This window comes from Stenotrophomonas sp. GQ19, from assembly GCF_059758695.1.
In genome coordinates, this window is the sequence record NZ_JCAXES010000013.1 from 1 (window position 1) to 25,924 (window position 25,924).

Consider the following 25,924-nt stretch of genomic DNA (forward strand, 5'->3'; position numbering starts at 1 on the left):
CACCCTGATCAACCCGGTCGCCATGGACGAAGGTCTGCGCTTCGCGATTCGCGAAGGCGGCCGTACCGTCGGCGCCGGCGTGGTCTCCAAGATCCTGGCGTAATCTGCTAGAATCTTCGCCCCGATGTTGCCTGGGTAGGGCATCGGGGCGGAACTAAATGGGAAAAGAGGCGCAGGACGCACCTCGTGTTCCCCGGACCAGGAAGGGTCGCGCCATTCAGGCAGTGTCAACAGGTCCCCTGTTGACCGCCGCGTTGTATGCGCGCTATACTTTTTGTCTGGGCAGATCGGGAGACCGGTCTGCCTCGATTTTTGAGGTCTACGGAAAGATCTTGTCGCCGCACGGGAATGTGCGGCGTCTGCATTCAGGATATTCATGGGACAAGGCAACCCAGAGGCCTTGTCCGTCGCTCTTTTAACGAAGGAACCCACCGTCATGGCGGACCAAAAGATCCGGATTCGGCTGAAGGCGTTCGATCATCGTTTGATCGACCGTTCGGCCAGCGAGATCGTAGAAACGGCAAAGCGGACCGGCGCGCAAGTGCGTGGCCCGATCCCCCTGCCGACCAAGATCGAGCGTTACACCATTCTCGTTTCCCCGCACGTCGACAAAGACGCGCGTGACCAGTACGAGACCCGCACGCATAAGCGCGTGCTCGATATCGTTGACCCGAACGACAAGACCGTGGACGCGCTGATGAAGCTCGAACTGGCTGCCGGCGTCGACGTTCAGATCAAGCTGACCTGAGGACTACGACCATGACGAAGAAATATTCGTTGGGCTTCGTGGGCCGCAAGGCTGGCATGAGCCGCGTGTTCACCGAAGATGGCCAGGCCATCCCGGTAACCCTGATTGAAGCTACCCCGAACCGCATCGCGCAGATCAAGACCGTCGAAGCTGACGGCTACAGCGCCGTGCAGGTGACCGTCGGCGCGCGTCGCGCTGCCCTGGTCAACAAGCCGGAAGCCGGTCACTTCGCCAAGGCGAAGGTCGACGCGGGCCGTGGCCTGTGGGAATTCCGCGTTGAAGACGCCCAGCTCGGCGATTTCGCCGTCGGTGGCGAAGTCAAGGCGGACATCTTTGAAGTCGGCCAGATCGTCGACGTCCAGGGTGTCACCAAGGGTAAGGGCTTCCAGGGCACCATCAAGCGCTACAACTTCCGTATGGGTGACGCTACCCACGGCAACTCGCTGTCGCATCGCGCGCCGGGTTCGCTGGGTCAGCGCCAGACGCCAGGTCGCGTGTTCCCGGGCAAGAAGATGTCCGGTCACATGGGCTCGGTGCAGCAGAGCACCCAGAACCTGGAAGTTGTCAAGGTCGACGTCGAGCGCGGTCTGATCGCGGTTCGCGGCGCCGTTCCTGGCGCGGCGGGTGGCGACGTGATCGTCCGTCCGGCGAGCAAGGCATAAGGAGAGATGACGATGGAACTCGTTATCACGGGTAGCAACAACAAGGTCTCGGTCTCCGACGCCGTGTTCGGTCGCGATTTCAGCGAAGATCTGGTTCACCAGGTCGTCGTCGCCTATCGCAACGCCGGCCGCGCCGGCACCAAGGCACAGAAGACTCGCTCTGAAGTGGCTGGTACCACCAAGAAGTCGAAGAAGCAGAAGGGCGGCGGCGCGCGTCATGGCGCACTGACGGCTCCGATCTTCGTCGGCGGCGGTGTCACCTTCGCGGCCAAGCCGCGCAGCTTCGAGCAGAAGGTCAACCGTAAGCAGTACCGTGCAGCCATGTGCGCGATCCTGTCCGAGCTGAACCGTCAGGGCCGTCTGACCATCGTGGAGTCCTTCGATGTCGAAGCGACCAACACGAAGGCTCTGATCGCCAAGCTGGCCGGCCTGGAAGTGGGCAAGCGTCCGCTGATCGTCACCGAAGATGCTTCCGAGCACCTGTACCTGTCGGCGCGCAACATTCCCTACGTGGAAGTGCGTGACGTGCAGGGCCTGGACCCGGTGTCGCTGGTCGGTGCCGACACGGTCGTCATCACCGCTGACGCGGTCAAGAAGGTCGAGGAGTGGCTGGCATGAGCGCCAACGAGAAAATCTTCAGCGTTCTTCGCGCTCCGCGAGTCTCCGAAAAGACCGCGCGCCTGCAGGAACATTCCAACCAGTATGTCTTTGAAGTGTCGAACGAAGCGACCAAGGCCGATGTAAAGGCCGCGGTTGAGCAGCTGTTCGATGTCAAGGTCGAGTCGGTCAACGTGCTGAACGTGAAGGGCAAGAACAAGTCCTTCCGTAACCGCACCGGCCGTCGCGGCGATTGGCGCAAGGCATACGTGCGTCTCGCCGATGGCCAGTCCATCGATGTAACGGCCAAGGCCTGAGGTACATCCCATGCCATTGATGAAATTCAAGCCCACTTCCCCCGGCCGCCGTTCGGCCGTGCGCGTGGTTACGCCCGATCTGCACAAGGGCGCACCGCACGCAGCGTTGCTGGAGCCGCAGAGCAAGTCCGGTGGTCGTAACCACCACGGCCGCATCACCACCCGTCACGTTGGTGGTGGCCACAAGCAGCACTACCGTGTCATCGACTTCAAGCGCAACAAGGAAGGCATTCCGGCGCGCGTGGAACGCATCGAATACGATCCGAACCGCACCGCCCATATCGCCCTGCTGTGCTACGTCGACGGCGAACGCCGCTACATCATCGCACCGAAGGGCCTGAAGGCCGGTGACCAGGTGATCGCGGGTTCGGATGCGCCGATCAAGACCGGTAACACGCTGCCGCTGCGCAACATCCCGGTCGGTACCACTGTCCACGGCATCGAACTGAAGCCGGGCAAGGGTGCTCAGATCGCACGTGCCGCCGGCGCCGCCGTGCAGCTCGTCGCTCGTGAAGGTATCTACGCCACCCTGCGCCTGCGCTCGGGTGAAATGCGTAAGGTGCCGGTCGAGTGCCGCGCCACCATCGGTGAAGTCGGTAACGACGAACACAACCTGGAAAAGCTGGGCAAGGCTGGCGCAAAGCGCTGGCGCGGTGTCCGCCCGACCGTTCGTGGTGCTGCCATGAACCCGGTTGACCATCCGCACGGTGGTGGTGAGGCGAAGGCCGGCCAGGGTAATCCGCATCCGGTCACCCCGTGGGGTGTTCCGACCAAGGGTTACAAGACGCGCAAGAACAAGCGCACCCAGCAATTCATCGTCCGCGATCGTAGGGGCTAATCGACCATGGCACGTTCACTCAAGAAGGGCCCGTTCGTCGATCACCACCTCGTCAAGAAGGTGGAGGCCGCTGCGGGTAGCAAGAAGCCGATCAAGACCTGGTCGCGCCGTTCGATGATCCTGCCGGAAATGGTAGGCATCACCATCGCCGTTCATAACGGCAAGAACCACGTTCCGGTGCTCGTCAACGAGAACATGGTCGGCCACAAGCTCGGCGAATTTGCCATCACCCGGACCTTCAAGGGTCACGGTGGTGACAAGAAGTCGGGCAAGTAAGGAGAGATGACAATGGAAGCGAAAGCAATCCTGCGCTCCGCGCGCATCTCTGCGCAGAAAGCCCGCCTGGTCGCTGACCAGGTGCGCGGCCTGCCGGCCGAGCGTGCGGTCAACCTGCTGAAGTTTTCGGATAAGAAGGCTGCCCACCTGATCAAGAAGGTGGTGGAGTCGGCTATCGCAAATGCCGAAAACAACCAGGGCGCCGACGTCGACGAGCTGAAGGTTCAGACCATCATGGTAGATGAAGGTCCGACCCTGAAGCGTTTCATGGCGCGGGCGAAAGGCCGCGGCACCCGCATCCTCAAGCGCACCAGCCACATCACTGTGGTTGTGGGCGCCGGCAAGTAAGCGGAAAGGAAAACACCATGGGTCATAAAGTTCATCCGATTGGTATCCGCCTCGGTATTTCCAAGGACTGGAACTCCAAGTGGTACGCCAACAAGGGCGAGTTCGCTGGTTACCTGGCGGCCGACCTGAAGGTGCGGGAAATGCTGCGCAAGAAGCTTGCGCAGGCCGGCATCAGCAAGATCCTTATCGAGCGTCCGGCAAAGACCGCTCGCGTGACGATCCACACCGCCCGTCCGGGCGTGGTGATCGGCAAGCGCGGTGAGGACATCGAAAAGCTGCGTAAGGAAGTGAGCGAGATGATGGGCGTTCCGGCGCACATCAACGTCACCGAAGTGCGCAAGCCCGAGCTGGACGCACAGCTGGTTGCCGAGTCGATCGCGCAGCAGCTGGAGCGTCGCATCATGTTCCGCCGCGCAATGAAGCGCTCGGTCGGCAACGCGATGCGCCTGGGTGCCCTGGGCATCAAGGTCAACGTGGGTGGCCGCCTCAACGGTGCAGAAATCGCCCGTTCGGAGTGGTACCGCGAAGGCCGCGTGCCGCTGCACACGCTGCGTGCCGACATCGACTATGGCTTCGCTGAAGCCAAGACGACCTACGGCATCATCGGCATCAAGGTCTGGATCTACAAGGGCGAGGTTTTCGATTTCTCCCAGGTTGGCCAGGAAAAGCAGGACGATTCCCCGCGCAACGATCGTAACGATCGCGGCGACCGCGGTGACCGTCAGCGCCCGGCTCGTGAAGCGAGGTAACGACAATGTTGCAACCCAAGCGAACCAAGTACCGCAAGGTACACAAGGGCCGTAACGATGGCCTGAGCTGGAGCGCCAACGCTGTCAGCTTCGGCGAGTACGGCCTGAAGGCAACCGCTCATGGTCAGCTGACCGCGCGTCAGATCGAAGCGGCTCGCCGCTCGATCAGCCGCTACGTCAAGCGCGGCGGCAAGATGTGGATCCGAGTGTTCCCCGACAAGCCGATCACCAAGAAGCCCATCGAAGTCCGAATGGGTTCTGGTAAGGGCAACGTGGAGTACTGGGTAGCCCAGATCCAGCCCGGCCGCATGATCTATGAAATTGAAGGTGTGGATGAAAGCGTGGCTCGCGAGGCGTTCCGCCTGGCAGCTGCCAAGCTCTCCGTGACCACCACCTTCGTGACCCGGACGGTGATGTAATGGATATCAAACAACTTCGCGAAAAGTCGGCTGACGATCTGAAGGCCCACCTGACCGACCTGCGTAAGGAGCAGTTCTCGCTCCGTATGCAGCAGGTTACTGGCCAGCTGCCGAAGACTCACGAAACCCGCCGGGTCCGCCGCGAGATTGCTCGCGTCAAGACCCTGCTCGGCAGCACCAAGTAAGGATGGCCGCGATGAGCGACAATACTGAAAACAAAGCGCTGCGCACGGTCGAAGGCCGTGTCGTCAGCAACAAGATGGACAAGACGGTCACCGTGTTGGTGGAACGCCTGGTCAAGCACGCCCTGTACGGCAAGTACATCAAGCGTTCGACCAAGCTGCACGCCCACGACGCCGACAACGCCTGCAACGAAGGCGATGTCGTCCGCGTGACCGAGATTGCTCCGATGTCCAAGACCAAGAACTGGCGCGTGGTGGAAGTCATCACGCGTGCGGCTGAATAAGGAGATCTGAATCATGATCCAGATGCAGAGCTACCTCGAGGTCGCGGACAATTCCGGTGCCAAGGAAGTGATGTGCATCAAGGTGCTGGGCGGCTCCAAGCGTCGCTACGCCCACATCGGTGACATCATCAAGGTCACCGTGAAGGATGCGATCCCGCGCGGCAAGGTCAAGAAGGGTGAAGTGTTCGACGCCGTCGTGGTGCGTACCCGCAAGGGTGTGCGTCGCGCCGACGGTTCGCTGATCCGTTTCGACGCCAACGCCGCGGTCCTGCTCAACAACAAGCAAGAGCCGATCGGCACCCGCATCTTCGGACCGGTGACGCGTGAACTTCGTACCGAGAAGTTCATGAAGATCGTCTCGCTCGCTCCCGAAGTGCTGTGAGCGACAGGAGATAATCATGGCTAACCGTATCAAGAAGGGCGACCAGGTCGTCGTCAACACCGGCAAGGACAAGGGCAAGCAGGGCGAAGTCGTCCGCGTCGACGGCGATCGTGTGATCGTCGCCAACGTGAACATCGTCAAGCGCCACACCAAGCCGAACCCGCAGGCAGGCGTTGCCGGCGGCGTGGTCGAGCGTGAAGCGTCGATCCATATCTCCAATGTGAATGTGCTGAACCCGGCTTCGGGCAAGGGCGAACGCGTTGGTTTCAAGGTGCTGGAGGATGGACGCAAACTGCGTGTGTTCCGCTCCAGCGGTGAGGCGCTCGACGCCTGAGGATGCGCTGATGAATACCCGTCTCGAAAAGTTCTACAAGGAAGAAGTGGTGCCGGCGCTGATGAAGCAGTTCGGCTACACCAATCCGATGCAGGTTCCGAAGCTGGTCAAGGTCACCCTGAACATGGGTGTCGGCGAAGCAGCCACGAACAAGAAGATCCTGGAAAACGCCGTCGCCGACATGGCCAAGGTCTCCGGCCAGAAGCCGATCGTGACCAAGTCCCGCGTCTCGGTGGCTTCGTTCAAGATCCGCGATGGTTGGCCGATCGGCTGCAAGACCACGCTGCGTCGTGAAAAGATGTATGAGTTCCTGGATCGCCTGATCAACATCTCGCTGCCGCGCGTGCGCGACTTCCGTGGTGTCTCGGGTCGTTCCTTCGACGGTCGCGGCAACTTCAACATGGGCGTGAAGGAACAGATCATCTTCCCGGAAATCGACTTCGACGCTGTCGACGCGATCCGCGGCATGGATATCGCCATCACCACCACCGCCAAGACCGACGCGGAAGCGAAGGCGCTGCTCGCAGCGTTCAAGTTCCCGTTCCGTAACTGATACGTCGAGGAAACCGAAATGGCAAAGACCTCCATGGTCAACCGCGATCTGAAGCGCGCCAAGCTGGCCGTCAAGTTCGCTGGCAAGCGTGAAGAGCTGAAGAAGATCATCTCCAGCCCGACCGCTTCCTACGCCGACAAGGCCGACGCTGTCGTGAAGTTGCAGAAGCTGCCGCGCGATTCGTCGCCGAGCCGCCACCGCAACCGTTGCGAACTGTCCGGCCGCCCGCGTGGCGTCTACAGCAAGTTCGGCCTCGGCCGCAACAAGCTGCGCGAAGCCACCATGCGTGGCGACGTGCCGGGCCTGCGCAAGGCAAGCTGGTAAGGGATTCGTCCCGGAACCTGTCCCGCATCCCCTGGATGTGGGGCAGGGGGACCGACCGGTTGTTCAGGTTTGTTCCCAATTAAGGAGTCCGACGCAAGTCGGGCTCTTTTTGCCGTATACTCCCGCGTCTTGCTCCGTCACAGGGGCTGGCGTAGAGCGGACCGCTGGTCCGCTGAACAGGTAACAAGGGTTCTGGCCCATCCCAGGAACACAGCAAGATTTTCGCGAAAGCGGATATCGGTGCACTCAAAGGTATCGACTATGAGCATGACTGATCCCATCGCCGACCTGCTGGTACGCATCAAGAATGCGGCCGCGGTTGGCAAGCAGACGGTGAAGGCACCGTCCTCCAAGATCAAGGTTGCAATCGCAGAAGTGTTGAAGGCCGAGGGCTACATCACCGACCTGCGCGTGACCAAGATCGAGAACAACAAGGCCGAGCTTGAAATCGTCCTGAAGTATTTCGAAGGCAAGCCGGTCATCGAGACCCTGAAGCGCTTCTCGCGTTCGGGCCTGCGCCAGTACCGTGGCAAGTCTGAGCTGCCGAAGGTCCTCAACGGCCTGGGCATCTCCATCATCTCCACCTCCAAGGGCATCATGACTGATGCGCAGGCGCGCCAGTTGGGCGTCGGCGGCGAAGTCCTGTGCTTCGTGGCCTAAGGCGAGAAGGAACCAACTATGTCCCGCGTAGCCAAGAAGCCGGTCAACCTGCCCAAGGGCGTTGAACTGAACATCCAGCCGGAATCCGTCAGCGTGAAGGGCCCGAAGGGCTCCCTGTCGCTGCCCAAGGTTGCTGGCGTTGAAATCACCGTCGAAAACGGCGTTGCCAACCTGGCCGCCAACGATCCGAGCCTGCTCGCCCTCACCGGCACCGTGCGCGCGATCCTGGCCAACATGGTCCACGGCGTCACCGAAGGCTTCGAGCGCAAGCTCGAGCTGGTCGGCGTCGGCTACCGTGCCGCCATGCAGGGCAAGGACCTGAGCCTGTCGCTCGGTTTCTCGCACCCGGTCGTGTTCGTGGCGCCGGAAGGCATCACCATTTCGACCCCGACCCAGACCGAAGTTCTGGTCCAGGGCACCGACAAGCAGCGCGTTGGTGAAGTGGCCGCCAAGATCCGTGGCTTCCGTCCGCCGGAGCCCTACAAGGGCAAGGGTGTGAAGTACGCCGGCGAAGTCATCATTCGTAAGGAAGCCAAGAAGGCCTAATCAGGCGCGGGAACTTCCACGGAAACCCGGCCATCACTGGCTGGGTTTCTCAAAGCAAAAGCCCGCTTCACTTCAGCTTTCAAGGAACTCAAATCATGAGCATCAACAAGAACATCGCCCGCCTGCGTCGCGCCAAGTCGACCCGTGCACACATCCGCGTTCTCGGCGTGCCGCGTCTGTCGGTGCTGCGCACCGGTCAGCACCTGTACGCCCAGGTCTTCACCGCCGATGGCTCCAAGGTGCTGGCTGCTGCCAACACCACCCAGGCCGACGTCAAGGAAGGCCTGAAGAACGGCAAGAACAGCGACGCCGCCGCCAAGGTGGGCAAGCTGGTCGCCGAGCGCGCCAAGGCTGCGGGCATCGAGAAGGTCGCTTTCGACCGCTCGGGCTACCGCTACCACGGCCGCATCAAGGCACTGGCCGACGCAGCCCGCGAAGGCGGCCTGCAGTTCTAAGGGATTCGGGGGCAGGGCTCAGCCCTGCCTCCACCTGCCTGCCGGCGCGGGTTGCGCCGGGCGACGTCCTTCTTCTGCAAGGGCGAACGATCCACCGCACCACTTCACAGCTATAAGCGGCCTCGAGCCGTACATACTCAATCAATCAAGGAATCAACATGGCAGAAGAACGTCAGCAGCGGGGTCGCGATCGCGACCGTAACCGCGAAGAGAAAGTCGACGACGGCATGATCGAAAAGCTGGTCGCGGTCAATCGCGTCAGCAAGACCGTCAAGGGTGGTCGTCAGTTCACCTTCACCGCACTGACCGTGGTCGGTGACGGCGCAGGCAAGGTCGGTTTCGGCTATGGCAAGGCACGCGAAGTGCCGGTCGCCATCCAGAAGTCGATGGAGCAGGCGCGCAAGAACCTGGCCGACGTCGATCTGAACAACGGCACCCTGTGGCACCCGGTGAAGTCCGGCCACGGCGCAGCCCGCGTGTTCATGATGCCGGCCTCGGAAGGTACGGGTGTCATCGCCGGTGGTGCCATGCGCGCCGTCCTGGAAGCCGTTGGCGTCAAGAACGTGCTGGCCAAGGCCGTTGGTTCGCGCAACCCGATCAACCTGGTTCGCGCCACGTTGAAGGGTCTGAGCGAAATGCAGTCGCCGGCCCGCATCGCGGCCAAGCGCGGCAAGAAGGTAGAGGATCTCAACCATGGCTAATGACACCACCAAGACCGTCAAGGTCCGTCTGGTTCGCGGCCTGCGTGGTGCCCAGGCGCGTCATCGCCTGTCGGTGCGTGCGCTGGGTCTGGGCAAGCTCAACGATGTCCGTGAACTGAAGGACAGCCCGCAGGTTCGCGGTCTGATCAACAAGGTCCACTACCTCGTCAAGGTTGAGGAATAATCCAATGACCATGCATCTGAATGAATTGAGCCCGGCACCGGGCGCTCGTAAAGAGCGTACCCGCGTCGGTCGTGGTATCGGCTCCGGCCTGGGCAAGACCTGCGGCCGCGGCCACAAGGGTTCGTTCGCCCGTAAGGGTGGCGGCAAGATCAAGGCGGGCTTCGAAGGCGGCCAGACCCCCATGCAGCGTCGTCTGCCGAAGGTCGGTTTCCGTTCCAAGATTGCCAAGGACACCGCTGAAGTGCTGTCCTACCAGCTGGAACGCCTGGAAGCCGGCGAGATCGACTTTGCCGCGCTGCGCGCTGCCAAGCTGGTCCCGAGCTCCGCTAAGCGGGCCAAGATTGTCATGAAGGGCGACGTCACCAAGGCGTTCATCCTGAAGGGCGTCGCTGCAACGGCCAGTGCCAAGGCCGCGATCGAAGCTGCCGGCGGCAGCGTACAGGAGTAAGACATGGCGCAAGCTGGCATTGGCAACCTCGGCGGCGGGCTCGGCAAGTTCACGGAACTTCGCCAGCGTCTGCTGTTCGTCATCGGGGCATTGATCGTCTATCGCATCGGCTGTTATGTGCCGGTGCCGGGCGTGAATCCCGATGCCATGCTTGCGCTCATGCAGGCGCAGGGCGGCGGCATCGTGGACATGTTCAACATGTTCTCGGGCGGCGCCCTGCACCGTTTCAGCATTTTTGCGCTGAACGTGATGCCGTACATCTCGGCGTCCATCGTGATGCAGCTGGCGGTCCATATCTTCCCGGCATTAAAGGCAATGCAGAAGGAAGGTGAGTCGGGCCGTCGCAAGATCACCCAATATTCCCGCATCGGTGCCGTGTTGCTGGCAGTGGTGCAGGGCGGCAGCATCGCGCTGGCGCTGCAGAACCAGCTGTCGCCGAGCGGCGCGCCGGTTGTGTACGCCCCGGGCATGGGCTTCGTGCTCACCGCCATCGTCGCGCTGACCGCCGGTACGATCTTCCTGATGTGGGTTGGCGAGCAGGTCACCGAGCGTGGCATCGGCAACGGCGTCTCGCTGATCATCTTCGCCGGCATCGTGGCCGGCCTGCCGGGCGCGGTCATCCACACCGTGGAAGCCTACCGCGACGGCAACATGAGCTTCATCGCGCTGCTGCTGATCGTGCTGGTGGTGCTGGCCTTCACCTACTTCGTGGTGTTCGTCGAGCGTGGCCAGCGTCGGATCACGGTGAACTACGCGCGCCGCCAGGGCGGTCGCAACGCATACATGAACCAGACTTCGTTCCTGCCGCTGAAGCTGAACATGGCGGGCGTGATCCCGGCCATCTTCGCCTCGTCGATCCTTGCATTCCCGACGACCCTGGCCATGTGGTCCGGCCAGGCCAGTTCGGCGACCTGGCTGCAGAAGGTGGCCAACGCGCTGGGTCCGGGCGAGCCGCTGCACATGATCGTGTTCGCTGCGCTGATCACCGGTTTCGCGTTCTTCTATACCGCGCTGGTGTTCAACTCGCAGGAAACCGCCGACAACCTGAAGAAGTCGGGCGCGCTGATTCCGGGTATCCGTCCGGGCAAGGCAACGGCCGACTATGTCGACGCCGTTCTGACCCGCCTGACGGCCGCCGGTTCGCTGTACCTGGTGATCGTCTGCCTGCTGCCGGAAATCATGCGCACCCAGCTGGGCGCGTCGTTCTACTTCGGCGGCACCTCGCTGCTGATCGTGGTGGTGGTGGTGATGGACTTCATTGCGCAGATCCAGGCGCACCTGATGTCGCACCAGTACGAGAGCCTGCTGAAAAAGGCCAACCTGAAGGGCGGCAATCGCGGCGGTTTTGCCCGCGGCTGATAAGCCTGTTACACTTTCGTCTTCCTGACGTGATGGTCCTCCGCTTCGCGGACCTGGCCACACAAACGAAGGGCGGCCCCCGCAGCGGTTCCGGGTGGGGGTGAGATCGGGTGGTCCCGCGCGGGAGTAGCGCGGGCGTCACCGGGAAGGGTACGAAAGTGCCACTTCCTGGAGTCAACCTGATCCGGCGCCGGAGCCTGGGCACACTCCCTGGGCCAAGTTCGTGAAACCTTGTGTTTCACGGGCTTCCAAGTAAACCGGAACCTTGTTAGTATCGCTAGTTCACTTTTTTGATCCATCCTGCCGGATTGGCGCGCCCCATGGTGCGCTGTCGGCCATCACTCAGCTGGAGAACCGCGTCATGGCGCGTATTGCAGGCGTCAACCTGCCAGCCCAGAAGCACGTCTGGGTCGGGTTGCAAAGCATTTACGGCATCGGCCGTACCCGTTCGAAGAAGGTCTGCGACGCCGCAGGCGTTACCTCGACCACCAAGATCCGCGATCTGTCGGAGCCGGAAATCGAGCGTCTTCGTCTCGAAGTCGGCAAGTACATCGTGGAAGGCGATCTGCGCCGTGAAATCGGTATCGCGATCAAGCGCCTGATGGATCTGGGCTGCTACCGCGGTCTGCGTCACCGTCGCGGTCTTCCGCTGCGTGGCCAGCGCACCCGTACCAACGCCCGCACCCGCAAGGGCCCGCGCAAGGCGATCAGGAAGTAAGGGACCTAAGAAATGGCTAAGCCCGTCGCTAAGACCAAGAAGAAGATCAAGCGCGTCGTCACTGACGGCGTCGCCCACGTCCACGCTTCTTTCAACAACACCATCGTGACCATCACCGACCGCCAGGGCAACGCTCTGTCGTGGGCGACCTCCGGTGGCGCTGGCTTCCGCGGTTCGCGCAAGTCCACCCCGTTCGCTGCCCAGGTGGCTGCCGAGAAGGCCGGCCGTGCCGCGCTCGACTACGGCGTCAAGTCCCTGGAAGTCCGCATCAAGGGCCCGGGTCCGGGTCGTGAGTCGGCCGTGCGCTCGCTGAACAACGTGGGCTACAAGATCACCAACATCATCGACGTGACGCCAATCCCGCACAACGGGTGCCGTCCGCCGAAGAAGCGTCGCGTCTAAAGGAGCGATAAGAAATGGCTCGTTATATCGGTCCTACCTGTAAGCTCGCCCGCCGCGAAGGCGCCGACCTTTCCCTCAAGAGCCCGGCGCGCGCGCTGGACTCCAAGTGCAAGCTGGAGCAGAAGCCCGGCCAGCACGGCGCCACTGCCCGTAAGGGCAAGCTGTCCGACTACGCTACCCAGCTGCGCGAAAAGCAGAAGGTCAAGCGTATCTACGGTCTGCTGGAGCGTCAGTTCCGCAACTACTACAAGAAGGCCTCGACCAAGAAGGGCAACACCGGCGAGAACCTCCTGCAGCTGCTGGAAACCCGCCTGGACAACGTTGTCTACCGCATGGGCTTCGCTGTGACCCGTCCGGCTGCTCGTCAGCTGGTCTCGCACCGCGGTGTCACCGTGAACGGCAAGTCGGTCAACCTGGCTTCTTACCAGGTCAAGGCTGGCGACGCTGTCGCGCTGTCCGAGAAGGCTGCCAAGCAGCTGCGCGTTCAGGAAGCCCTGACCGTGTCGGCCACGCACGACCTGCGTCCGTCGTGGGTTGAAGTGGATTCCGGCAAGTTCGCCGGCATCTTCAAGGCGGTTCCGGATCGTGCGGACCTGCCTGCGGATATCAACGAAGCGCTGATCGTCGAGTTGTATTCGAAGTAATTCACATTGGAGAATCCCCGGCGACGGCCGGGGATTCACTAGGAGAACCCGCAACATGACGGTTACCGCCAACCAGGTTCTGCGTCCTCGCGGTCCGCAGATCGAACGCCTTACCGACACCCGCGCCAAGGTCGTTATCGAACCCTTGGAGCGTGGTTACGGGCATACGCTGGGCAATGCCCTGCGTCGCGTGCTGCTGTCGTCCATCCCGGGCTTCGCCATCACGGAAGTTGAGATCGACGGCGTGCTGCACGAGTACACCACCCTTGAAGGCTTGCAGGAGGACGTGCTTGAAGTCCTGCTCAACCTGAAGGACGTGGCGATCCGTATGCATACCGGTGACAACGCAACCGTGTCGCTGTCCAAGCAGGGTCCGGGTGTCGTGACTGCTGCCGATATCAAGGTCGATCACAACGTCGAGATCCTCAACAACGACCATATCATTTGCCACCTGACCAAGGACACGGCAATCAATATGCGTTTGAAGGTCGAGCGTGGTTTCGGCTACCAGCCGGCGGCCGCGCGTCGTCGTCCGGATGAAGAAACCCGTGCCATCGGTCGTCTGGTCCTGGACGCCTCGTTCTCGCCGGTCCGTCGCGTCGCCTATTCGGTGGAAGCGGCCCGCGTTGAACAGCGTACCGATCTGGACAAGCTGGTGCTGGACATCGAAACCAACGGCACGATCGATGCCGAGGAAGCCGTGCGCACTGCCGCGGATATCCTCAGCGATCAGCTGTCGGTCTTCGGTGACTTCACCCACCGCGACCGCGGTGCTGCCAAGCCGGCCAACAACGGCGTGGATCCGGTGCTGCTGCGCCCGATCGACGATCTGGAATTGACCGTTCGCTCGGCCAACTGCCTGAAGGCAGAGAGCATTTACTACATCGGCGATCTGATCCAGAAGACCGAAGTGGAACTGCTCAAGACCCCGAACCTCGGCAAGAAGTCGCTGACCGAGATCAAGGAAGTCCTCGCACAGCGCGGTCTTTCGCTCGGCATGAAGCTGGAGAACTGGCCGCCGGCCGGTGTCGCCCAGCACGGCATGCTCGGCTGATCCAGCGCTACGCAAGATGCTTGACCCCGCACCTTCGGGTGCGGGGGCTTTACCCGCAGTACCTCGCATCGACAGGCCAATAGCCTGCGGTGACGGTCGGCCAGGAGGGCCGGCATCGGACCAACCGCAGTCCAAGCAGCAACGCCAGGATGGCGACAGCGATACCCAACCGATCCAACATTCAATCAAGGAATCACGTCCATGCGTCACATGAAGTCCGGCCGCAAGTTCAACCGCACCAGCGCTCACCGCGAAGCAATGTTCAAGAACATGGCTGCCTCGCTGTTCAAGCACGAGCTGATCAAGACCACGCTGCCGAAGGCCAAGGAACTGCGCCGCGTCGCCGAGCCGCTGATCACCCTGGCCAAGGTCGACTCCGTCGCCAACCGTCGTCTGGCGTTCGCCCGTCTGCGTGACAACGAAGCCGTGGGCAACCTGTTCACCATCCTGGGCCCGCGCTACGCGACCCGTCCGGGTGGCTACCTGCGTCTGCTGAAGTGCGGCTTCCGCGCTGGCGACAACGCTCCGATGGCCTACGTCGAACTGGTCGACCGTCCGGCTGCCGTGGCTGAAGCCGTCGAAGAGTAATCGACGCGCAACACCCGTAATTCGGTGAAGAACCCGGCCTTGTGCCGGGTTTTTCCGTTTGTGGCCCTGAGAAAAGGCAAGGGCGGCAGTGCAGTACGCCGGTTCCTGCGATGGGCCCTGGTGGGGGTGGGTTTACGGGACACGCTGCAAGTACGTCGATGTAAGCTCCGTCGCCGCATCCATGCGGCTCAGGGTCCCGTAAACCCACCCCCACCAGCGCCTGGACAGTGGGTCGGTGCGCACGGGAAGGGCAAAGCCGTGCTGTCGACCCCAGCGTGCCTTGACGGCGGCTGTGCAGCCCAACCACACCGCTCGATGGCGTGCTGTTCAATGCTGCGGCACCAGCCAACTGTCCAGGCGGCGGTACGGGTGGGTTGGCGGGACCCTGAGCGCCATGGATGGCGCGACGGAGCCTCCAAGGATGGATTTACGGCGTGTCCCGCCAACCCACCCGTGCCGACGCCCCTACTGGGCAACACAGCGTGGGTGTGGACCTCGGAACACGCTGTCTGGTCCAGCGGGCCGATAGCCGGTAGGTCGGCAGGGGCCGGGGCCTGCGGCGCCCTGTTAATCTTGGCGCCTTGCACGTTCACGAGTGTTGCCAATGAATCCACTGCGCTGGAATTACCGCGCCCAGTTCCTGCTGGGGTTCCTGATCTGCGCCGGGCTGCTCGCCTATGCGATCTTCCTGCAGCTGAAGATCGGGCTGGAGCCGTGCCCGTTGTGCATCTTCCAGCGCCTGGCGTTCGCCGCGCTCGGCCTTCTGTTCCTGATTGGCGCCCTGCATGGCCCGCGCGAACGCGCCGGCCGTGGCACCTATGGTGTGCTGGCCTTCATTGCCGCCGCCGTCGGTATGGGCATTGCCGGCCGCCACGTCTACGTGCAGCTGCTGCCCAAGGACATGGGCTCCAGCTGCGGCCCGCCGCTGGCCTTCCTCAGCGAAACCATGGGCCCGCTCGAGGTGTTCCGCACCGTGCTCACCGGCACCGGCGACTGCGGCAACATCGACTGGCAGTTCCTCGGCCTCACCATGCCCATGTGGAGCCTGGTGTGGTTCGTGCTGCTGGCCGGCTGGGCGCTGTTCGCCTCGTTCCGCAAGCGCCGCGCCTGATTCCGCACGTCCCGGGCCCGCCGGCGCATGGCCGGCGGACCGGGTAATGGCTCAGAAGTCCTGCTGCAGGCTCAGGTAGGCGCCACGGCGCGGGCCCCACTGCGGCGCGAACACCCCGATGCCGCCGCCGTCGCGCAGTTGGTAGCTGCGGTCCAGCGCGTTGACCAGCGCCAACTGCGCGTGCAGCGGGTGCCCACTGTCGGCGTTGAAATCATGCGCCGCGCTCAGGTTCACCTGCAGGTAGGACGGCAGCTCACCGCCGTTGGGCACGCCTTCGGTATCCGAGCGCAGCCCGCTGCCGAACACGTAGTTCGCGCCCACCCGGTTGTGGCCGGCAAAGGCGTAGCTGACCCCGCCTGACGAGGTCAGCTTCTGGTCGTGGTCCAGGTGGATCCAGTTGTCCTGCACGTAGGCCAGCGCCTCCGGGTCCAGGTTGTACTGGCCGGTGAGCACCTGCTTGCCCATCGCCTTGTTGTAGGCCGCATTGACGTACGCGCTGAGCGGCCCCCGGCTGTAGTCCGCGCTGAACTCCACGCCGTGGATGTGGCCGCGGCGGTAGTTGAAGGTGGAGTAGATATAGGCAGCGCCGAACTGGCCTTCGTCCTGCAGGCGATCGACCTTGCGGTCGTACGCGTCCAGGCCCAGGGTCAGGTGCTCGCCAACCTGCTGGGAGATCCCCACGTCGTAGTAGTCGCTGCGCTCGGACAGCGGCGTGGTGCTGCCGATGGCCGGCTGCGCATTGGTGGTGCCGTCGTACAGCGCGATGTCGCTGCCGGCCACCAGTTCACTGGCTGGCGGCGTGAAGTAGCGCGCGTAGCCGGCGTGCACGGTGGTGCTGTCGGTGGCATTCCAGACCACGCCCAGGCGCGGGCTGAGCTGGCCTTCCGTGCCGCCGAAGGCGCGGTAGCGGTCGCCGCGCAGGCCGTAGTTGAGCGTCCAGTCGGTGCCGATGCGCCATTCATCCTGCACGTACAGTGCCGCGGTGCTGGCGTGGAAGGCGCTGGTGTCGGGGATCACAAGGGGCGTGGTGCTGGCCTGGTTGCCGTCCGCATCGACCGGGAATACCCAGGCGGTACTGCCCGCACGCGCACGCTCGCTGTTGTCGTACAGGCCGTAACGCAGGGTGTGGTTGTCGCCGAGCGGGGTGGAGAAGTCAGCCTGCACGGTGGTGGCGCGGTTGCTGCGCTGCACCTGCGAGGCCACCCCGTTGAAGACCAGGTCGCCGGCCACGTCCGGATTGAACGCCAGGTCGCTGTAACGCTGCCCGGCCGAGACCTGGTAGGCGGTGTCGCCCAGCGTGCCCTGCAGCACCAGCATGCCGAAGCGGGTGGTCTCGCGCTGGGTCTCGTCCAGCTGCGCCGACTCCTGCCCGGCGGTATCCAGGTAGCCGAACTGCGGTTCCTGGCCGGGGTTGGTCGGAATCTGGAAGCGGTTGTTGGCGAACCCGGCGAACAGGCTCAGCCGGGTGCTGTCGTTGACCAGGTAGGTGAGGTCGGCGAACGCCTTGCCATGGTGGGTGTCGTCATGATCGGGCCGGCGCGAGGCGGTCGGGTTTTCCAGGCCCACCTCGTTCTGGTTGTAGTTGCCGGTCAGGTACCAGCTCCAGCGGCCCTGGCTGCCCCACCAGGAGGCGTTGGGGTTGAGCGTGCCGAACGACCCGGTGGTGAGGCCGGCGCTGCCGCCATTGCCCAGCTCGGCGCCGCTGCGGGTGGTGATGTCCACCACGGCGGCGGTGCGCTCGCCGAACTGGGCCGGCAGTGCACCATCCATCAGGCGGATGCTCTTGATCGTGCGCGCGTCCAGGGTCTGGCCGAAGCCGGAGATGGATTCGGGCAGCAGGACCCCGTTGAGGCGGTACTGCAGGTTGGCGTGGTCGCCCCGCACGTGGACCCCGCCGTAGCTGTCCTGGACCACGCCAGGGGCCTGCAGCAGCACCTGGCTGAGCGGGGCTGACGCACCCAGCGGCTGCTTCTGGATGTCCTCGGCGGTGATCTGATACTGGCTGCTGCCGATGTCCGGCGAAAGGGTGTTGCGGGCCTGGTCAAGCTGGGCACTGACGGTGACCGCATCCAGGTCGGTGACGGCGGGCGTGGCGGGCGCGTCGGCCAGGGCGGGCAGGCTGGTGACGGTGAGGGCGAAGGCAATGGCGGCGGTGAGCGCAGAGGGCTTCATGGGGGCGGCGTTGGGCTGGGCAGGGAAGGGGGTGCCGGCCTGGCAGTGTTACTCCGTAACAAATCATGCGCCTGTCCGCCCGCCTCTGGGCATGCCGTTCGTGGCCGATCGCGCCGGCCGTTTTCCGGCGTTCAGCTGCCGCCGCCGGGCGCGCGGTGCTTTGCGTCGGCGGCGCGCTCTGCGACCATGGCCGGTCCCCACCCCCTGCCGGAAGTCCGTGATGAGCCCGTCCGCCCCGCCCGTAGCCGCTCCTGTCGCGACCGCCGTCGATACCGCCTGGTCGCCGGAAAGCTGGCGCGGCAAGACCGCGCTGCAGATGCCGACCTATCCCGACCCGCTGGCGCTGGACGCGTCCCTGCACGAGCTCAAGCGGCTGCCGCCGCTGGTCACCTCCTGGGAGATCCTGGCGCTCAAGCAGCAGCTGGCCGATGCGCAGGAGGGCAAGCGCTTCCTCCTGCAGGGCGGCGACTGCGCCGAGAACTTCAGCGACTGCGAGTCCACCACCATTTCCAACCGGCTCAAGGTGCTGCTGCAGATGAGCCTGGTGATGGTGCACGGCATGCGCAAGCCGGTGATCCGGGTGGGCCGCTTCGCCGGCCAGTACGCCAAGCCGCGCTCGGCCGATACCGAAACCCGCGACGGCGTGACCCTGCCCAGCTACCGCGGCGATGTGATCAACGCGCCGGAGTTCACCGAGGCCGCCCGCCTGCCGGACCCGCGCCGGATGCTGCAGGCCCACGCGCATTCGGCGATGACCATGAACTTCGTGCGGGCGCTGATCGACGGTGGCTTCGCCGACCTGCACCATCCCGAGTACTGGAACCTGGACTGGGTGCAGCACTCGCCGCTGGCCGCCGACTACCAGAAGATGGTCGCGTCGATCGGCGACGCGGTGCACTTCATGGAGACGCTGGCCGGGGTGCGCGTGCACAACCTCAACCGGATCGACTTCTACACCTCGCACGAAGCGCTGCTGCTGCCCTACGAACAGGCGCTGACGCGCCAGGTGCCGCGCCAGCAGGGCTGGTTGAACCTGAGCACGCACTACCCGTGGATCGGCATGCGCACCGCTGCGCTCGACGGCGCGCACGTGGAATACCTGCGCGGCGTACGCAACCCGATTGCGATCAAGGTGGGCCCGTCGGTGCAGCCGGACCAGCTGCTGCGCCTGATCGACGTGCTCAACCCCGATGACGAACCCGGCCGCCTGAGCTTCATCCACCGCATGGGCGCGGCGCATATCGCCGAGAAGCTGCCGCCGCTGCTGGATGCGGTCAAGCGCGACGGTCGCCGCGTGCTGTGGGTGTGCGATGCGATGCACGGCAACACCGAGAGCACCAGCAACGGCTACAAGACCCGTCGCTTCGACAACGTGCGTGGCGAAGTGGAGCTGTCCTTCGACCTCCATGCCGCCGCCGGTACCCGCCTGGGCGGCGTGCACCTGGAACTGACCGGTGAAGACGTGACCGAATGCACCGGCGGTGCGCGCGAGCTGACCGAACGCGACCTGGAGCGTGCCTACCGGTCGTCGGTGGATCCGCGCCTGAACTACGACCAGTCGCTGGAGATCGCCATGGCGATCGTGCGCAAGCAGCAGCATTACGCCGCCTGATGTAGCCGCCGCCGTCCACGCGCGGCTTACATCCGGCTGACACGCTGGTCATCGCCGCGCTGGCACCCTGCGGTCTTCCGTTGAAGACCGCAGGAGCGTGCAGTGACAGTGGACGGGCAACAGGCGGCGTTGTATCTGTGGCCGATCGGCATCGCGCTGGCGGTGGGTTTCACTGGCTGGTGGCTGTTGATGGCGCTGACCCGACGACTCAAGGGCCGTGACTACCGGCGTGCGCGCATTGTCCGGGTGATCAGCCGCCCGCTGGCGTTCGCACTGCCGTTGCTGCTGCTGATTCCCGCGCTGGAGGCCACGCCGCTGCAGGGGCGCTGGTTGGAGGGTTCACTGCGCATGCTGCACATCGGGCTGACGGCCTGCTTCATCTGGCTGCTGGTGCGCGCGGTGGCTGCCGGCGAACAGGCGATCCTGCGCGACCACCCGATGGAGGTGGCCGACAACCTCGAAGCGCGCCGCGTGCAGACCCAGACCCGGGTGCTCAGCCGCGTGTTGATGGGCGCGATCATCCTGGTGGGCATCTCGCTGATCCTGCTCACCTTCCCGATGGTGCGCCAGATCGGCACCGCGTTGCTGGCCTCGGCCGGCATCATCGGCCTGGTCGCGGGTATCGCCGCCAAGCCGGTGTTCGGCAACCTGATTGCCGGCCTGCAGATTGCCTTGACCCAGCCGATCCGGCTGGACGACGTGGTGATCGTGGAGGGCGAGTGGGGGCGGGTCGAGGAGATCGGCAGCAGCTACGTGGTGGTGCGCATCTGGGACGAGCGGCGAATGGTGGTGCCGCTGACGTGGTTCATCGAGAACCCGTTCCAGAACTGGACCCGGCGCAGCGCCGACCTGCTGGGCACCGCGTTCCTGTGGCTGGATTACCGGGCGCCGATTGCGGCGATCCGCGCCGAGCTGGAGCGCATCTGCAAGGGCGAGGCGCTGTGGGATGGCCGGGTGTGCGTGACCCAGGTCACCGAGACCACCGACCACACGCTGCAGGTGCGCCTGCTGGTCAGCGCGCGCAATTCCGGCGATGCCTTCGACCTGCGCTGCATCGTGCGCGAGCGGATGCTGGACTTCCTGGCCCGCGAGCACCCGCAGGCGCTGCCGCGCACCCGTGCCGAACTGCTGCAGCAGCCCGATCCCGGTCTGCGTGGGCCGCGTTCGCAGCCGGCCGAGGATGTGCGCTCGCCGGGTGCCGAGGATGGCGCGCCGGCGATCCAGCCGGAACCGTAACGGGCGTGGTGGGTCGGTGCGTCGTCGCCCGACCAACGGTCGGGCGCTACCGGGGTGTGGCCCGACGAACGGGGGGATGGATCGGTGGCGCGAACGTGCCGAAGCCCGGTAGGTACCGACCGTTGGTCGGTACGCCCCCTCAGGGCGGGCTGATATGCGGCAGCAGGCTGTTGGTCCGGAACCGCGGTGGGCGCCGGGCGCGGGTGCGCTGCTCGTAGGCGTAGGCCAGCTCGATCAGGCGCGGTTCGCTCCAGGCCGTGCCCATGAACAACAGGCCCAGCGGCAGGCCGTCCACGTGCGCCATCGGCACGCTCAGGCTCGGGTAGCCGGCCACGGCGGCGGCGCTGTAGCTCTCGCCGGGGAAATCATCGCCCGCGCCGGCGCGGATCGGCCAGGCGACACCGGTGGTCGGTGCGATCAATGCATCCAGCTGTTGCGCGCGCAGGGCCGCGTCGATGCCCTCCGGTCCGGCCAGGCGTCGTGCCTGGCTGCGCGCAGCGATGTAGGTCGCATCGCCCAGCCCACCCACCGCGGCCGCCTCGTCCATCAGGTCCTGGCCGAACGGCAGCAGCTCCTTGTCGGCGTGCTCCCGGTTCCAGGCGATCACCTGATCGAGGCTGCGCACCGGCGCGTTGTAGCGGGTGAGGTAGCGCTGCAGGCCGGCCTTGAATTCATGCAGCAGCACGATGCGCTCGGCATCCTGCCACTGGCCCTGGGTCGGCAGTTGTACCGGCACCACCACGGCGCCGGCCTCGCGCAACACGCCGATCGCGTGCTGCAGCGCCGGGGCGATGCCCGGCAGCTGGTCCAGCGGACCCTGCAGCACCCCGATGCGCGCGCCGCGCAGGCTGTCGGCGTTCAATCGCGCGGTGTAGTCGTACACCGCGCGCCCGGGCATGGTCGCGGTTGCCGGGTCGGCGTCGTCGCGGCCGGCCATGGCGGTCAGCAGGGCGGCGGCATCGGCGACGCTGCGCGTCATCGGCCCGGCGGTGTCCTGGCTGAAGGAGATCGGGATGATGCCTTCGCGACTGATCAGCCCGACGGTGGGCTTGAGGCCGACCACGCCGTTGATCGCCGCCGGGCAGACGATGCTGCCGTCGGTTTCGGTGCCCACCGCTGCCGCAGCCAGGTTGGCCGACACCGCCACCGCGCTGCCGCTGCTGGAGCCGCAGGGGGTGTGGCTGAGCCGGTAGGGGTTGCGGGTCTGGCCGCCACGTGCGCTCCAGCCGGAGATCGACTGGCTGGAGCGGAAATTGGCCCATTCGCTCAGGTTGGTCTTGCCCAGCACCACCGCGCCGGCCGCGCGCAGGCGGGTGACCAGGAAGGCGTCGTCGGGGCGGAATTTCGCCAGTGCCAGCGAGCCGGCGCTGTTGCTCATCGGGCGTGCGCCGATGTTGTCCTTGAGCAGCACGGGGATGCCGTGCAGCGGACCGCGCAGCTGCCCGTGCCGGCGTTCGGCATCCAGGGCGGCGGCGTCCTTGAGGGCGTCGGGATTGAGCTCGATCACCGCGTTCAGGCGCGGGCCGGCGCGATCAATGCGCGCGATCCGTTCCAGGTAGGCGCGGGTCAGGGTGACGCTGTCCAGGGCACCGGCGGTCATCTGCGCCTGCAGGTCGACGATGTCGGTCTCGGCGTAGGCGAAGGGGGTATCGGGCGCCGACACGGCAGGGGCGGCGTTGGCTTCGCTGGCGTGAACCGGCGCAGGCGCAGGCGCGCAGCCGCACAGCGACACGATCATCACCATCGATGTCAGCGGCAGACGCATCAGGGTGTCCCGGGAACCGGCGCTCAGGCTAACCAGCCGGTGCCACGCTTGGCAACTCAGTGCGGGGCGGTCGGCGTGGGATGACGCTTGCGGATATCGCGGGCGAGTACGCCGACCACGATCAGGTTGATCACCAGCACCGACCACGAGGCCCAGCCAGGGTGGCGGATGATGGCGTAGATATCGAAGGGCAGGTAGATGCCGGCAGTGACGCAGCCCAGCCAGGAGGCCCAGGCCTTGGCGCGCCAGAGGCCCCAGGCCTCGAAGAGATGCAGCACCCCGTAGGCCAGCATGGCCACCGCGGCCAGGTGCACCGCATCGGGATTGATCATGTTGAGCAGCGAGGGCAGGGTGCCGTGATCCGGGTCCAGACTGAAACGCCGGATCAGGGCATTGACCGCCTCACGCAGTGGCTGCGGGCCGAGCATTTCCAGCCCGGTTGCCGCCAACAGCGCCAGGACCGCCTTGCTGGCTTCCAGCAAGGCGATCAGGTGCAACCCCGGATGCTTGTGAGGATCCGGGTTGTAGGGCTTGTCGATCACGACAATGGGTCCGATCAGCCGCCGCGCGAAGCCTTCTTGCGGTCGCTTTCGGTCAGGCCCTTCTTGCGCAGGCGGATTTCCTTCGGGGTGATCTCGACCAGCTCGTCGTCTTCGATGAAGTCCAGGGCCTGTTCCAGCGAATACTTGATCGCCGGGGTCAGCTGGATCGCATCGTCCTTGCCCGAGGCGCGCATGTTGGTCAGCGGCTTGGTCTTGATGGCGTTGACGGTCAGGTCGTTGTCCTTGGAGTGGATGCCGACCAGCTGGCCTTCATACACGTTGTCGCCTTCAGCAGCGAACAGCTTGCCGCGTTCCTGCAGCGGCCCCAGGGAGTACGCCGGGGTGGCACCCGGAGCATTGGCGATCATCACGCCGTTCTGGCGCTTGGCGATCGAACCCTGTTCCTTCGGACCGTAATGGTCGAACACGTGGAACAGCAGGCCCGAACCCTGGGTCAGGGTCTTGAACTCGTTCTGGAAACCGATCAGGCCACGGGCCGGGATCTGGTATTCCAGGCGCACGCGGCCCTTGCCGTCCGGCTCCATGTTCTTCAGCTGGCCCTTGCGGGTGCCCAGCTTTTCCATGACGCCGCCCTGGTGCTGTTCTTCGATGTCCACCACCAGCTGCTCGATCGGCTCCATGGCCTGGCCGTCGATCTGCTTGATGATCACTTCCGGGCGCGACACGGCCAGCTCGTAGCCTTCACGACGCATGTTTTCGATCAGCACCGACAGGTGCAGTTCGCCACGGCCGGAGACCAGGAACTTGTCGGCGTCTTCCAGCTGTTCGACCTTCAGGGCCACGTTGTGGACCTGCTCGCGGTCCAGACGGTCCTTGATCTGGCGGCTGGTCAGGAACTTGCCACCGGAGAGGTCCTTGTTGCCGGCGAACGGCGAGTTGTTGACCTGGAAGGTCATCGAGATGGTCGGCTCGTCGACGGTCAGTGCCGGCAGCGCTTCCGGGGTTTCCGGGTGGCACAGGGTGTCGGAGATGGTCAGCTCGGCAATACCGGAGATGGCGACGATGTCACCGGCTTCGGCGGAGTCCTGCTCGATGCGCTCCAGGCCCAGGAAGCCCAGCACCTGCGCGACCTTGCCGTTGCGCTTCTTGCCTTCGCGGTCGATGACCGCAACCTGCATGTTCTTCTTCAGGGTGCCGCGCTGGATGCGGCCGATGCCGATCACGCCCACGAAGTTGTTGTAGTCCAGCTGGCTGATGCGCATCTGGAACGGACCATCCGGGTCCACTTCCGGCTTCGGCGCGTGCTGCATGATCGCTTCGTACAGCGGGGTCATGTCGCCGTCGCGCACGCTGTCTTCCAGGCCGGCGTAGCCGTTCAGGGCCGAGGCATAGACGATCGGGAAGTCGAGCTGTTCATTGGTGGCGCCGAGCTTGTCGAACAGGTCGAAGACCTGGTCGATCACCCAATCCGGACGCGAGCCCGGGCGGTCCACCTTGTTGACCACGACGATCGGCTTGAAGCCCATCGCGAAGGCCTTCTGGGTGACGAAGCGGGTCTGCGGCATCGGGCCGTCCATCGCGTCGACGAGGATCAGCACGGTGTCGACCATCGACAGCACGCGCTCCACTTCGCCGCCGAAGTCGGCGTGTCCCGGGGTGTCGACGATGTTGATCCGGTTCTTGATACCGGTCTTCTTGTCTTCCCAGGTGATGGCCGTGTTCTTGGCCAGGATGGTGATGCCGCGTTCCTTTTCCTGGTCATTGCTGTCCATCACGCGCTCGGCGAGCACGGTGCGCTCGGAGAGGGTGCCGGACTGCTTGAGCAGCTGGTCGACGAGGGTGGTCTTACCGTGGTCGACGTGGGCGACGATGGCGATGTTGCGAAGATTTTCGATAGACATGCGAAAGGGGGCCAGTCGGCGCCGGATTTGGAAAAAGAAGTCCAACATTATACGGCCAACATGACCAATCGCGAAAAGTGCGTTTCAGGTTGTCCCGCACCCCCATTCAGGTAGCGTCGGCAACGGGCTCGCAAACCCATGATCTCCAGCAGGTTTTGCCTGGCTGCCGGCCAGCGGCCGGCACTACCGCCGTCCCTGAGGCATTCAGCAAAGCGTTTCCTTGCCGGCGCGGAGGTGCCTGGGCGCGTGGCGACGCGTTTGTCCAACAGGCGCCCGTTGGTCAGGGGGCGCGGTGTATCCTATGGGGCTAACGACAAACCCCCGTACCCCAAGGATTTGCATGTCCCTCATCGCCACTTTCGACACCACCCAGGGCCCGATCAAGGTCGAGCTGTTCGCCGACAAGGCCCCGCTGACGGTTGCCAACTTCGTCAACCTGGTCAAGCGCGGCTTCTATGACGGTCTGGTCTTCCACCGCGTGATCCCGGACTTCATGATCCAGGGCGGCTGCCCGAAGGGTCAGGGCACCGGCGGTCCGGGCTACAAGTTCGAAGACGAGAAGAACGGCGTGCGCCATCAGGTCGGCTCGCTGTCCATGGCCAACGCCGGTCCGAACACCAACGGCAGCCAGTTCTTCATCACCCACATCAAGACCGATTGGCTGGACGGCAAGCACACCGTGTTCGGCCAGGTCCTGGACGGTCAGGCCATCGTGGACTCGGTCAAGCAGGGCGACGTGATCCATTCGATCACCCTGGAAGGCGACACCGACGCCGTGCTGGCTGCCCAGGCCGAGCGCGTGGCCGAGTGGAACAAGCTGATCCCGGCCTGATCCACCCCTTGAACGGCCCC

At 64.4% G+C, this 25,924-nt stretch carries 36 protein-coding genes; 32 read left to right on the top strand and 4 right to left on the bottom strand.

The features are described 5' to 3' along the window. The 29 genes from AC6CHL_RS19110 to AC6CHL_RS19250 form a co-directional block, all read left to right on the top strand. On the top strand, positions 1-103 hold a 103-nt coding region (locus AC6CHL_RS19110; protein ID WP_498295889.1), incomplete at its 5' end, for an EF-Tu C-terminal domain-related protein. A gap of 333 nt (positions 104-436) precedes the next feature. After that, positions 437-748, top strand: coding sequence for a 30S ribosomal protein S10 (rpsJ, locus tag AC6CHL_RS19115; protein ID WP_010341589.1), 312 nt, complete (start codon positions 437-439; stop codon positions 746-748). Positions 749-759: 11 nt separating this feature from the next. After that, a complete protein-coding gene (gene rplC / locus AC6CHL_RS19120; RefSeq protein ID WP_038690298.1) occupies positions 760-1,410 on the top strand; it encodes a 50S ribosomal protein L3 in 651 nt (216 codons plus the stop codon). Between the two features lie 12 nt (positions 1,411-1,422). Further along, positions 1,423-2,028 (top strand): 50S ribosomal protein L4, encoded by a 606-nt coding sequence (gene rplD, locus AC6CHL_RS19125; RefSeq protein WP_038690296.1) that lies wholly within the window; start codon positions 1,423-1,425, stop codon positions 2,026-2,028. After that, entirely contained in the window at positions 2,025-2,324 is a 300-nt protein-coding gene (gene rplW, locus AC6CHL_RS19130) for a 50S ribosomal protein L23 (protein ID WP_038690294.1), read from the top strand. Before rplD ends, rplW begins: the two co-directional genes overlap by 4 nt. 10 nt (positions 2,325-2,334) lie before the next feature. Further along, positions 2,335-3,162, top strand: coding sequence for a 50S ribosomal protein L2 (gene rplB, locus AC6CHL_RS19135; RefSeq protein WP_038690292.1), 828 nt, complete (start codon positions 2,335-2,337; stop codon positions 3,160-3,162). 6 nt (positions 3,163-3,168) lie between these two features. After that, positions 3,169-3,438: a 30S ribosomal protein S19 gene (gene rpsS, locus AC6CHL_RS19140; RefSeq protein WP_017355409.1), complete on the top strand. Its 270-nt coding sequence runs from the start codon at positions 3,169-3,171 to the stop codon at positions 3,436-3,438. Between the two features lie 12 nt (positions 3,439-3,450). Further along, the gene (rplV, locus tag AC6CHL_RS19145; RefSeq protein ID WP_017355410.1) at positions 3,451-3,786 is read left to right on the top strand and encodes a 50S ribosomal protein L22; all 336 of its coding nucleotides are present in this window, start codon (positions 3,451-3,453) and stop codon (positions 3,784-3,786) included. Between the two features lie 17 nt (positions 3,787-3,803). Beyond that, positions 3,804-4,535, top strand: a complete 732-nt coding sequence (gene rpsC, locus AC6CHL_RS19150; protein ID WP_038690288.1) for a 30S ribosomal protein S3 — start codon at positions 3,804-3,806, stop codon at positions 4,533-4,535. Between the two features lie 5 nt (positions 4,536-4,540). Next, positions 4,541-4,954, top strand: a complete 414-nt coding sequence (rplP, locus tag AC6CHL_RS19155; RefSeq protein WP_017355412.1) for a 50S ribosomal protein L16 — start codon at positions 4,541-4,543, stop codon at positions 4,952-4,954. Next, on the top strand, positions 4,954-5,139 hold the full coding sequence (gene rpmC / locus AC6CHL_RS19160; RefSeq protein ID WP_017355413.1) for a 50S ribosomal protein L29: 186 nt from the start codon (positions 4,954-4,956) through the stop codon (positions 5,137-5,139). The genes rplP and rpmC overlap by 1 nt, the downstream gene beginning before the upstream one ends. 11 nt (positions 5,140-5,150) lie before the next feature. Then, the gene (gene rpsQ, locus AC6CHL_RS19165) at positions 5,151-5,420 is read left to right on the top strand and encodes a 30S ribosomal protein S17 (RefSeq protein ID WP_038692463.1); all 270 of its coding nucleotides are present in this window, start codon (positions 5,151-5,153) and stop codon (positions 5,418-5,420) included. A 13-nt stretch (positions 5,421-5,433) separates the two neighbouring features. Then, complete coding sequence (gene rplN / locus AC6CHL_RS19170) at positions 5,434-5,802, top strand: 50S ribosomal protein L14 (RefSeq protein ID WP_038690286.1); 369 nt, start codon at positions 5,434-5,436, stop codon at positions 5,800-5,802. A 16-nt stretch (positions 5,803-5,818) separates the two neighbouring features. Beyond that, positions 5,819-6,136 carry a 50S ribosomal protein L24 gene (gene rplX, locus AC6CHL_RS19175; RefSeq protein ID WP_017355416.1) on the top strand — a complete coding sequence of 106 codons (318 nt, stop codon included), beginning with the start codon at positions 5,819-5,821 and terminating at the stop codon, positions 6,134-6,136. Between the two features lie 10 nt (positions 6,137-6,146). After that, a complete protein-coding gene (gene rplE, locus AC6CHL_RS19180) occupies positions 6,147-6,689 on the top strand; it encodes a 50S ribosomal protein L5 (RefSeq protein WP_038690283.1) in 543 nt (180 codons plus the stop codon). 18 nt (positions 6,690-6,707) lie between these two features. Next, positions 6,708-7,013, top strand: coding sequence for a 30S ribosomal protein S14 (gene rpsN / locus AC6CHL_RS19185; RefSeq protein WP_038690281.1), 306 nt, complete (start codon positions 6,708-6,710; stop codon positions 7,011-7,013). A 261-nt stretch (positions 7,014-7,274) separates the two neighbouring features. Then, positions 7,275-7,673 (top strand): 30S ribosomal protein S8, encoded by a 399-nt coding sequence (rpsH, locus tag AC6CHL_RS19190; protein WP_019186156.1) that lies wholly within the window; start codon positions 7,275-7,277, stop codon positions 7,671-7,673. Between the two features lie 18 nt (positions 7,674-7,691). Next, complete coding sequence (gene rplF, locus AC6CHL_RS19195) at positions 7,692-8,219, top strand: 50S ribosomal protein L6 (protein ID WP_137190958.1); 528 nt, start codon at positions 7,692-7,694, stop codon at positions 8,217-8,219. Positions 8,220-8,314: 95 nt separating this feature from the next. Further along, a complete protein-coding gene (gene rplR / locus AC6CHL_RS19200; RefSeq protein WP_038690277.1) occupies positions 8,315-8,674 on the top strand; it encodes a 50S ribosomal protein L18 in 360 nt (119 codons plus the stop codon). 158 nt (positions 8,675-8,832) lie between these two features. Next, complete coding sequence (rpsE, locus tag AC6CHL_RS19205) at positions 8,833-9,375, top strand: 30S ribosomal protein S5 (protein WP_038690276.1); 543 nt, start codon at positions 8,833-8,835, stop codon at positions 9,373-9,375. Then, on the top strand, positions 9,368-9,559 hold the full coding sequence (rpmD, locus tag AC6CHL_RS19210; protein ID WP_038690275.1) for a 50S ribosomal protein L30: 192 nt from the start codon (positions 9,368-9,370) through the stop codon (positions 9,557-9,559). The genes rpsE and rpmD overlap by 8 nt, the downstream gene beginning before the upstream one ends. 4 nt (positions 9,560-9,563) lie before the next feature. Further along, the gene (gene rplO / locus AC6CHL_RS19215; protein WP_038690267.1) at positions 9,564-10,007 is read left to right on the top strand and encodes a 50S ribosomal protein L15; all 444 of its coding nucleotides are present in this window, start codon (positions 9,564-9,566) and stop codon (positions 10,005-10,007) included. Positions 10,008-10,010: 3 nt separating this feature from the next. Then, on the top strand, positions 10,011-11,366 hold the full coding sequence (gene secY / locus AC6CHL_RS19220) for a preprotein translocase subunit SecY (protein WP_038690265.1): 1,356 nt from the start codon (positions 10,011-10,013) through the stop codon (positions 11,364-11,366). Between the two features lie 361 nt (positions 11,367-11,727). Continuing rightward, on the top strand, positions 11,728-12,084 hold the full coding sequence (gene rpsM, locus AC6CHL_RS19225; RefSeq protein ID WP_019186163.1) for a 30S ribosomal protein S13: 357 nt from the start codon (positions 11,728-11,730) through the stop codon (positions 12,082-12,084). A gap of 12 nt (positions 12,085-12,096) precedes the next feature. Further along, positions 12,097-12,486, top strand: coding sequence for a 30S ribosomal protein S11 (gene rpsK / locus AC6CHL_RS19230; RefSeq protein ID WP_017355427.1), 390 nt, complete (start codon positions 12,097-12,099; stop codon positions 12,484-12,486). 14 nt (positions 12,487-12,500) lie between these two features. Then, on the top strand, positions 12,501-13,130 hold the full coding sequence (rpsD, locus tag AC6CHL_RS19235) for a 30S ribosomal protein S4 (RefSeq protein WP_038690262.1): 630 nt from the start codon (positions 12,501-12,503) through the stop codon (positions 13,128-13,130). 55 nt (positions 13,131-13,185) lie between these two features. Beyond that, positions 13,186-14,184 (top strand): DNA-directed RNA polymerase subunit alpha, encoded by a 999-nt coding sequence (locus AC6CHL_RS19240; protein ID WP_038690260.1) that lies wholly within the window; start codon positions 13,186-13,188, stop codon positions 14,182-14,184. A gap of 201 nt (positions 14,185-14,385) precedes the next feature. After that, a complete protein-coding gene (rplQ, locus tag AC6CHL_RS19245) occupies positions 14,386-14,772 on the top strand; it encodes a 50S ribosomal protein L17 (protein WP_038690259.1) in 387 nt (128 codons plus the stop codon). A gap of 604 nt (positions 14,773-15,376) precedes the next feature. Further along, on the top strand, positions 15,377-15,883 hold the full coding sequence (locus AC6CHL_RS19250) for a disulfide bond formation protein B (protein WP_137190957.1): 507 nt from the start codon (positions 15,377-15,379) through the stop codon (positions 15,881-15,883). 51 nt (positions 15,884-15,934) lie between these two features. On the opposite strand, the gene AC6CHL_RS19255 is transcribed toward AC6CHL_RS19250, so the two are convergent. After that, on the bottom strand, positions 15,935-18,055 hold the full coding sequence (locus AC6CHL_RS19255) for a TonB-dependent receptor (RefSeq protein ID WP_498295827.1): 2,121 nt from the start codon (positions 18,053-18,055) through the stop codon (positions 15,935-15,937). A 220-nt stretch (positions 18,056-18,275) separates the two neighbouring features. On the opposite strand from AC6CHL_RS19255, the gene AC6CHL_RS19260 reads away from it, so the two are divergent. Beyond that, positions 18,276-19,667, top strand: coding sequence for a class II 3-deoxy-7-phosphoheptulonate synthase (locus AC6CHL_RS19260; RefSeq protein ID WP_038690253.1), 1,392 nt, complete (start codon positions 18,276-18,278; stop codon positions 19,665-19,667). A 108-nt stretch (positions 19,668-19,775) separates the two neighbouring features. Then, on the top strand, positions 19,776-20,903 hold the full coding sequence (locus AC6CHL_RS19265; protein ID WP_498295891.1) for a mechanosensitive ion channel family protein: 1,128 nt from the start codon (positions 19,776-19,778) through the stop codon (positions 20,901-20,903). 139 nt (positions 20,904-21,042) lie between these two features. On the opposite strand, the gene AC6CHL_RS19270 is transcribed toward AC6CHL_RS19265, so the two are convergent. Genes AC6CHL_RS19270 through typA form a run of 3 tightly spaced genes read right to left on the bottom strand, consistent with a single transcriptional unit; the run spans position 21,043 to position 25,072 of the window. Next, the gene (locus AC6CHL_RS19270; protein WP_498295829.1) at positions 21,043-22,668 is read right to left on the bottom strand and encodes an amidase; all 1,626 of its coding nucleotides are present in this window, start codon (positions 22,666-22,668) and stop codon (positions 21,043-21,045) included. Positions 22,669-22,724: 56 nt separating this feature from the next. Continuing rightward, positions 22,725-23,210 carry a DUF2127 domain-containing protein gene (locus tag AC6CHL_RS19275; RefSeq protein ID WP_038690247.1) on the bottom strand — a complete coding sequence of 162 codons (486 nt, stop codon included), beginning with the start codon at positions 23,208-23,210 and terminating at the stop codon, positions 22,725-22,727. Between the two features lie 14 nt (positions 23,211-23,224). Beyond that, positions 23,225-25,072, bottom strand: a complete 1,848-nt coding sequence (typA, locus tag AC6CHL_RS19280; RefSeq protein ID WP_038690245.1) for a translational GTPase TypA — start codon at positions 25,070-25,072, stop codon at positions 23,225-23,227. A gap of 340 nt (positions 25,073-25,412) precedes the next feature. Here typA and AC6CHL_RS19285 point away from each other — a divergent pair, with 340 nt between their 5' ends. Further along, entirely contained in the window at positions 25,413-25,904 is a 492-nt protein-coding gene (locus AC6CHL_RS19285; RefSeq protein ID WP_038690243.1) for a peptidylprolyl isomerase, read from the top strand. The last annotated feature ends 20 nt before the right edge of the window (positions 25,905-25,924 follow it).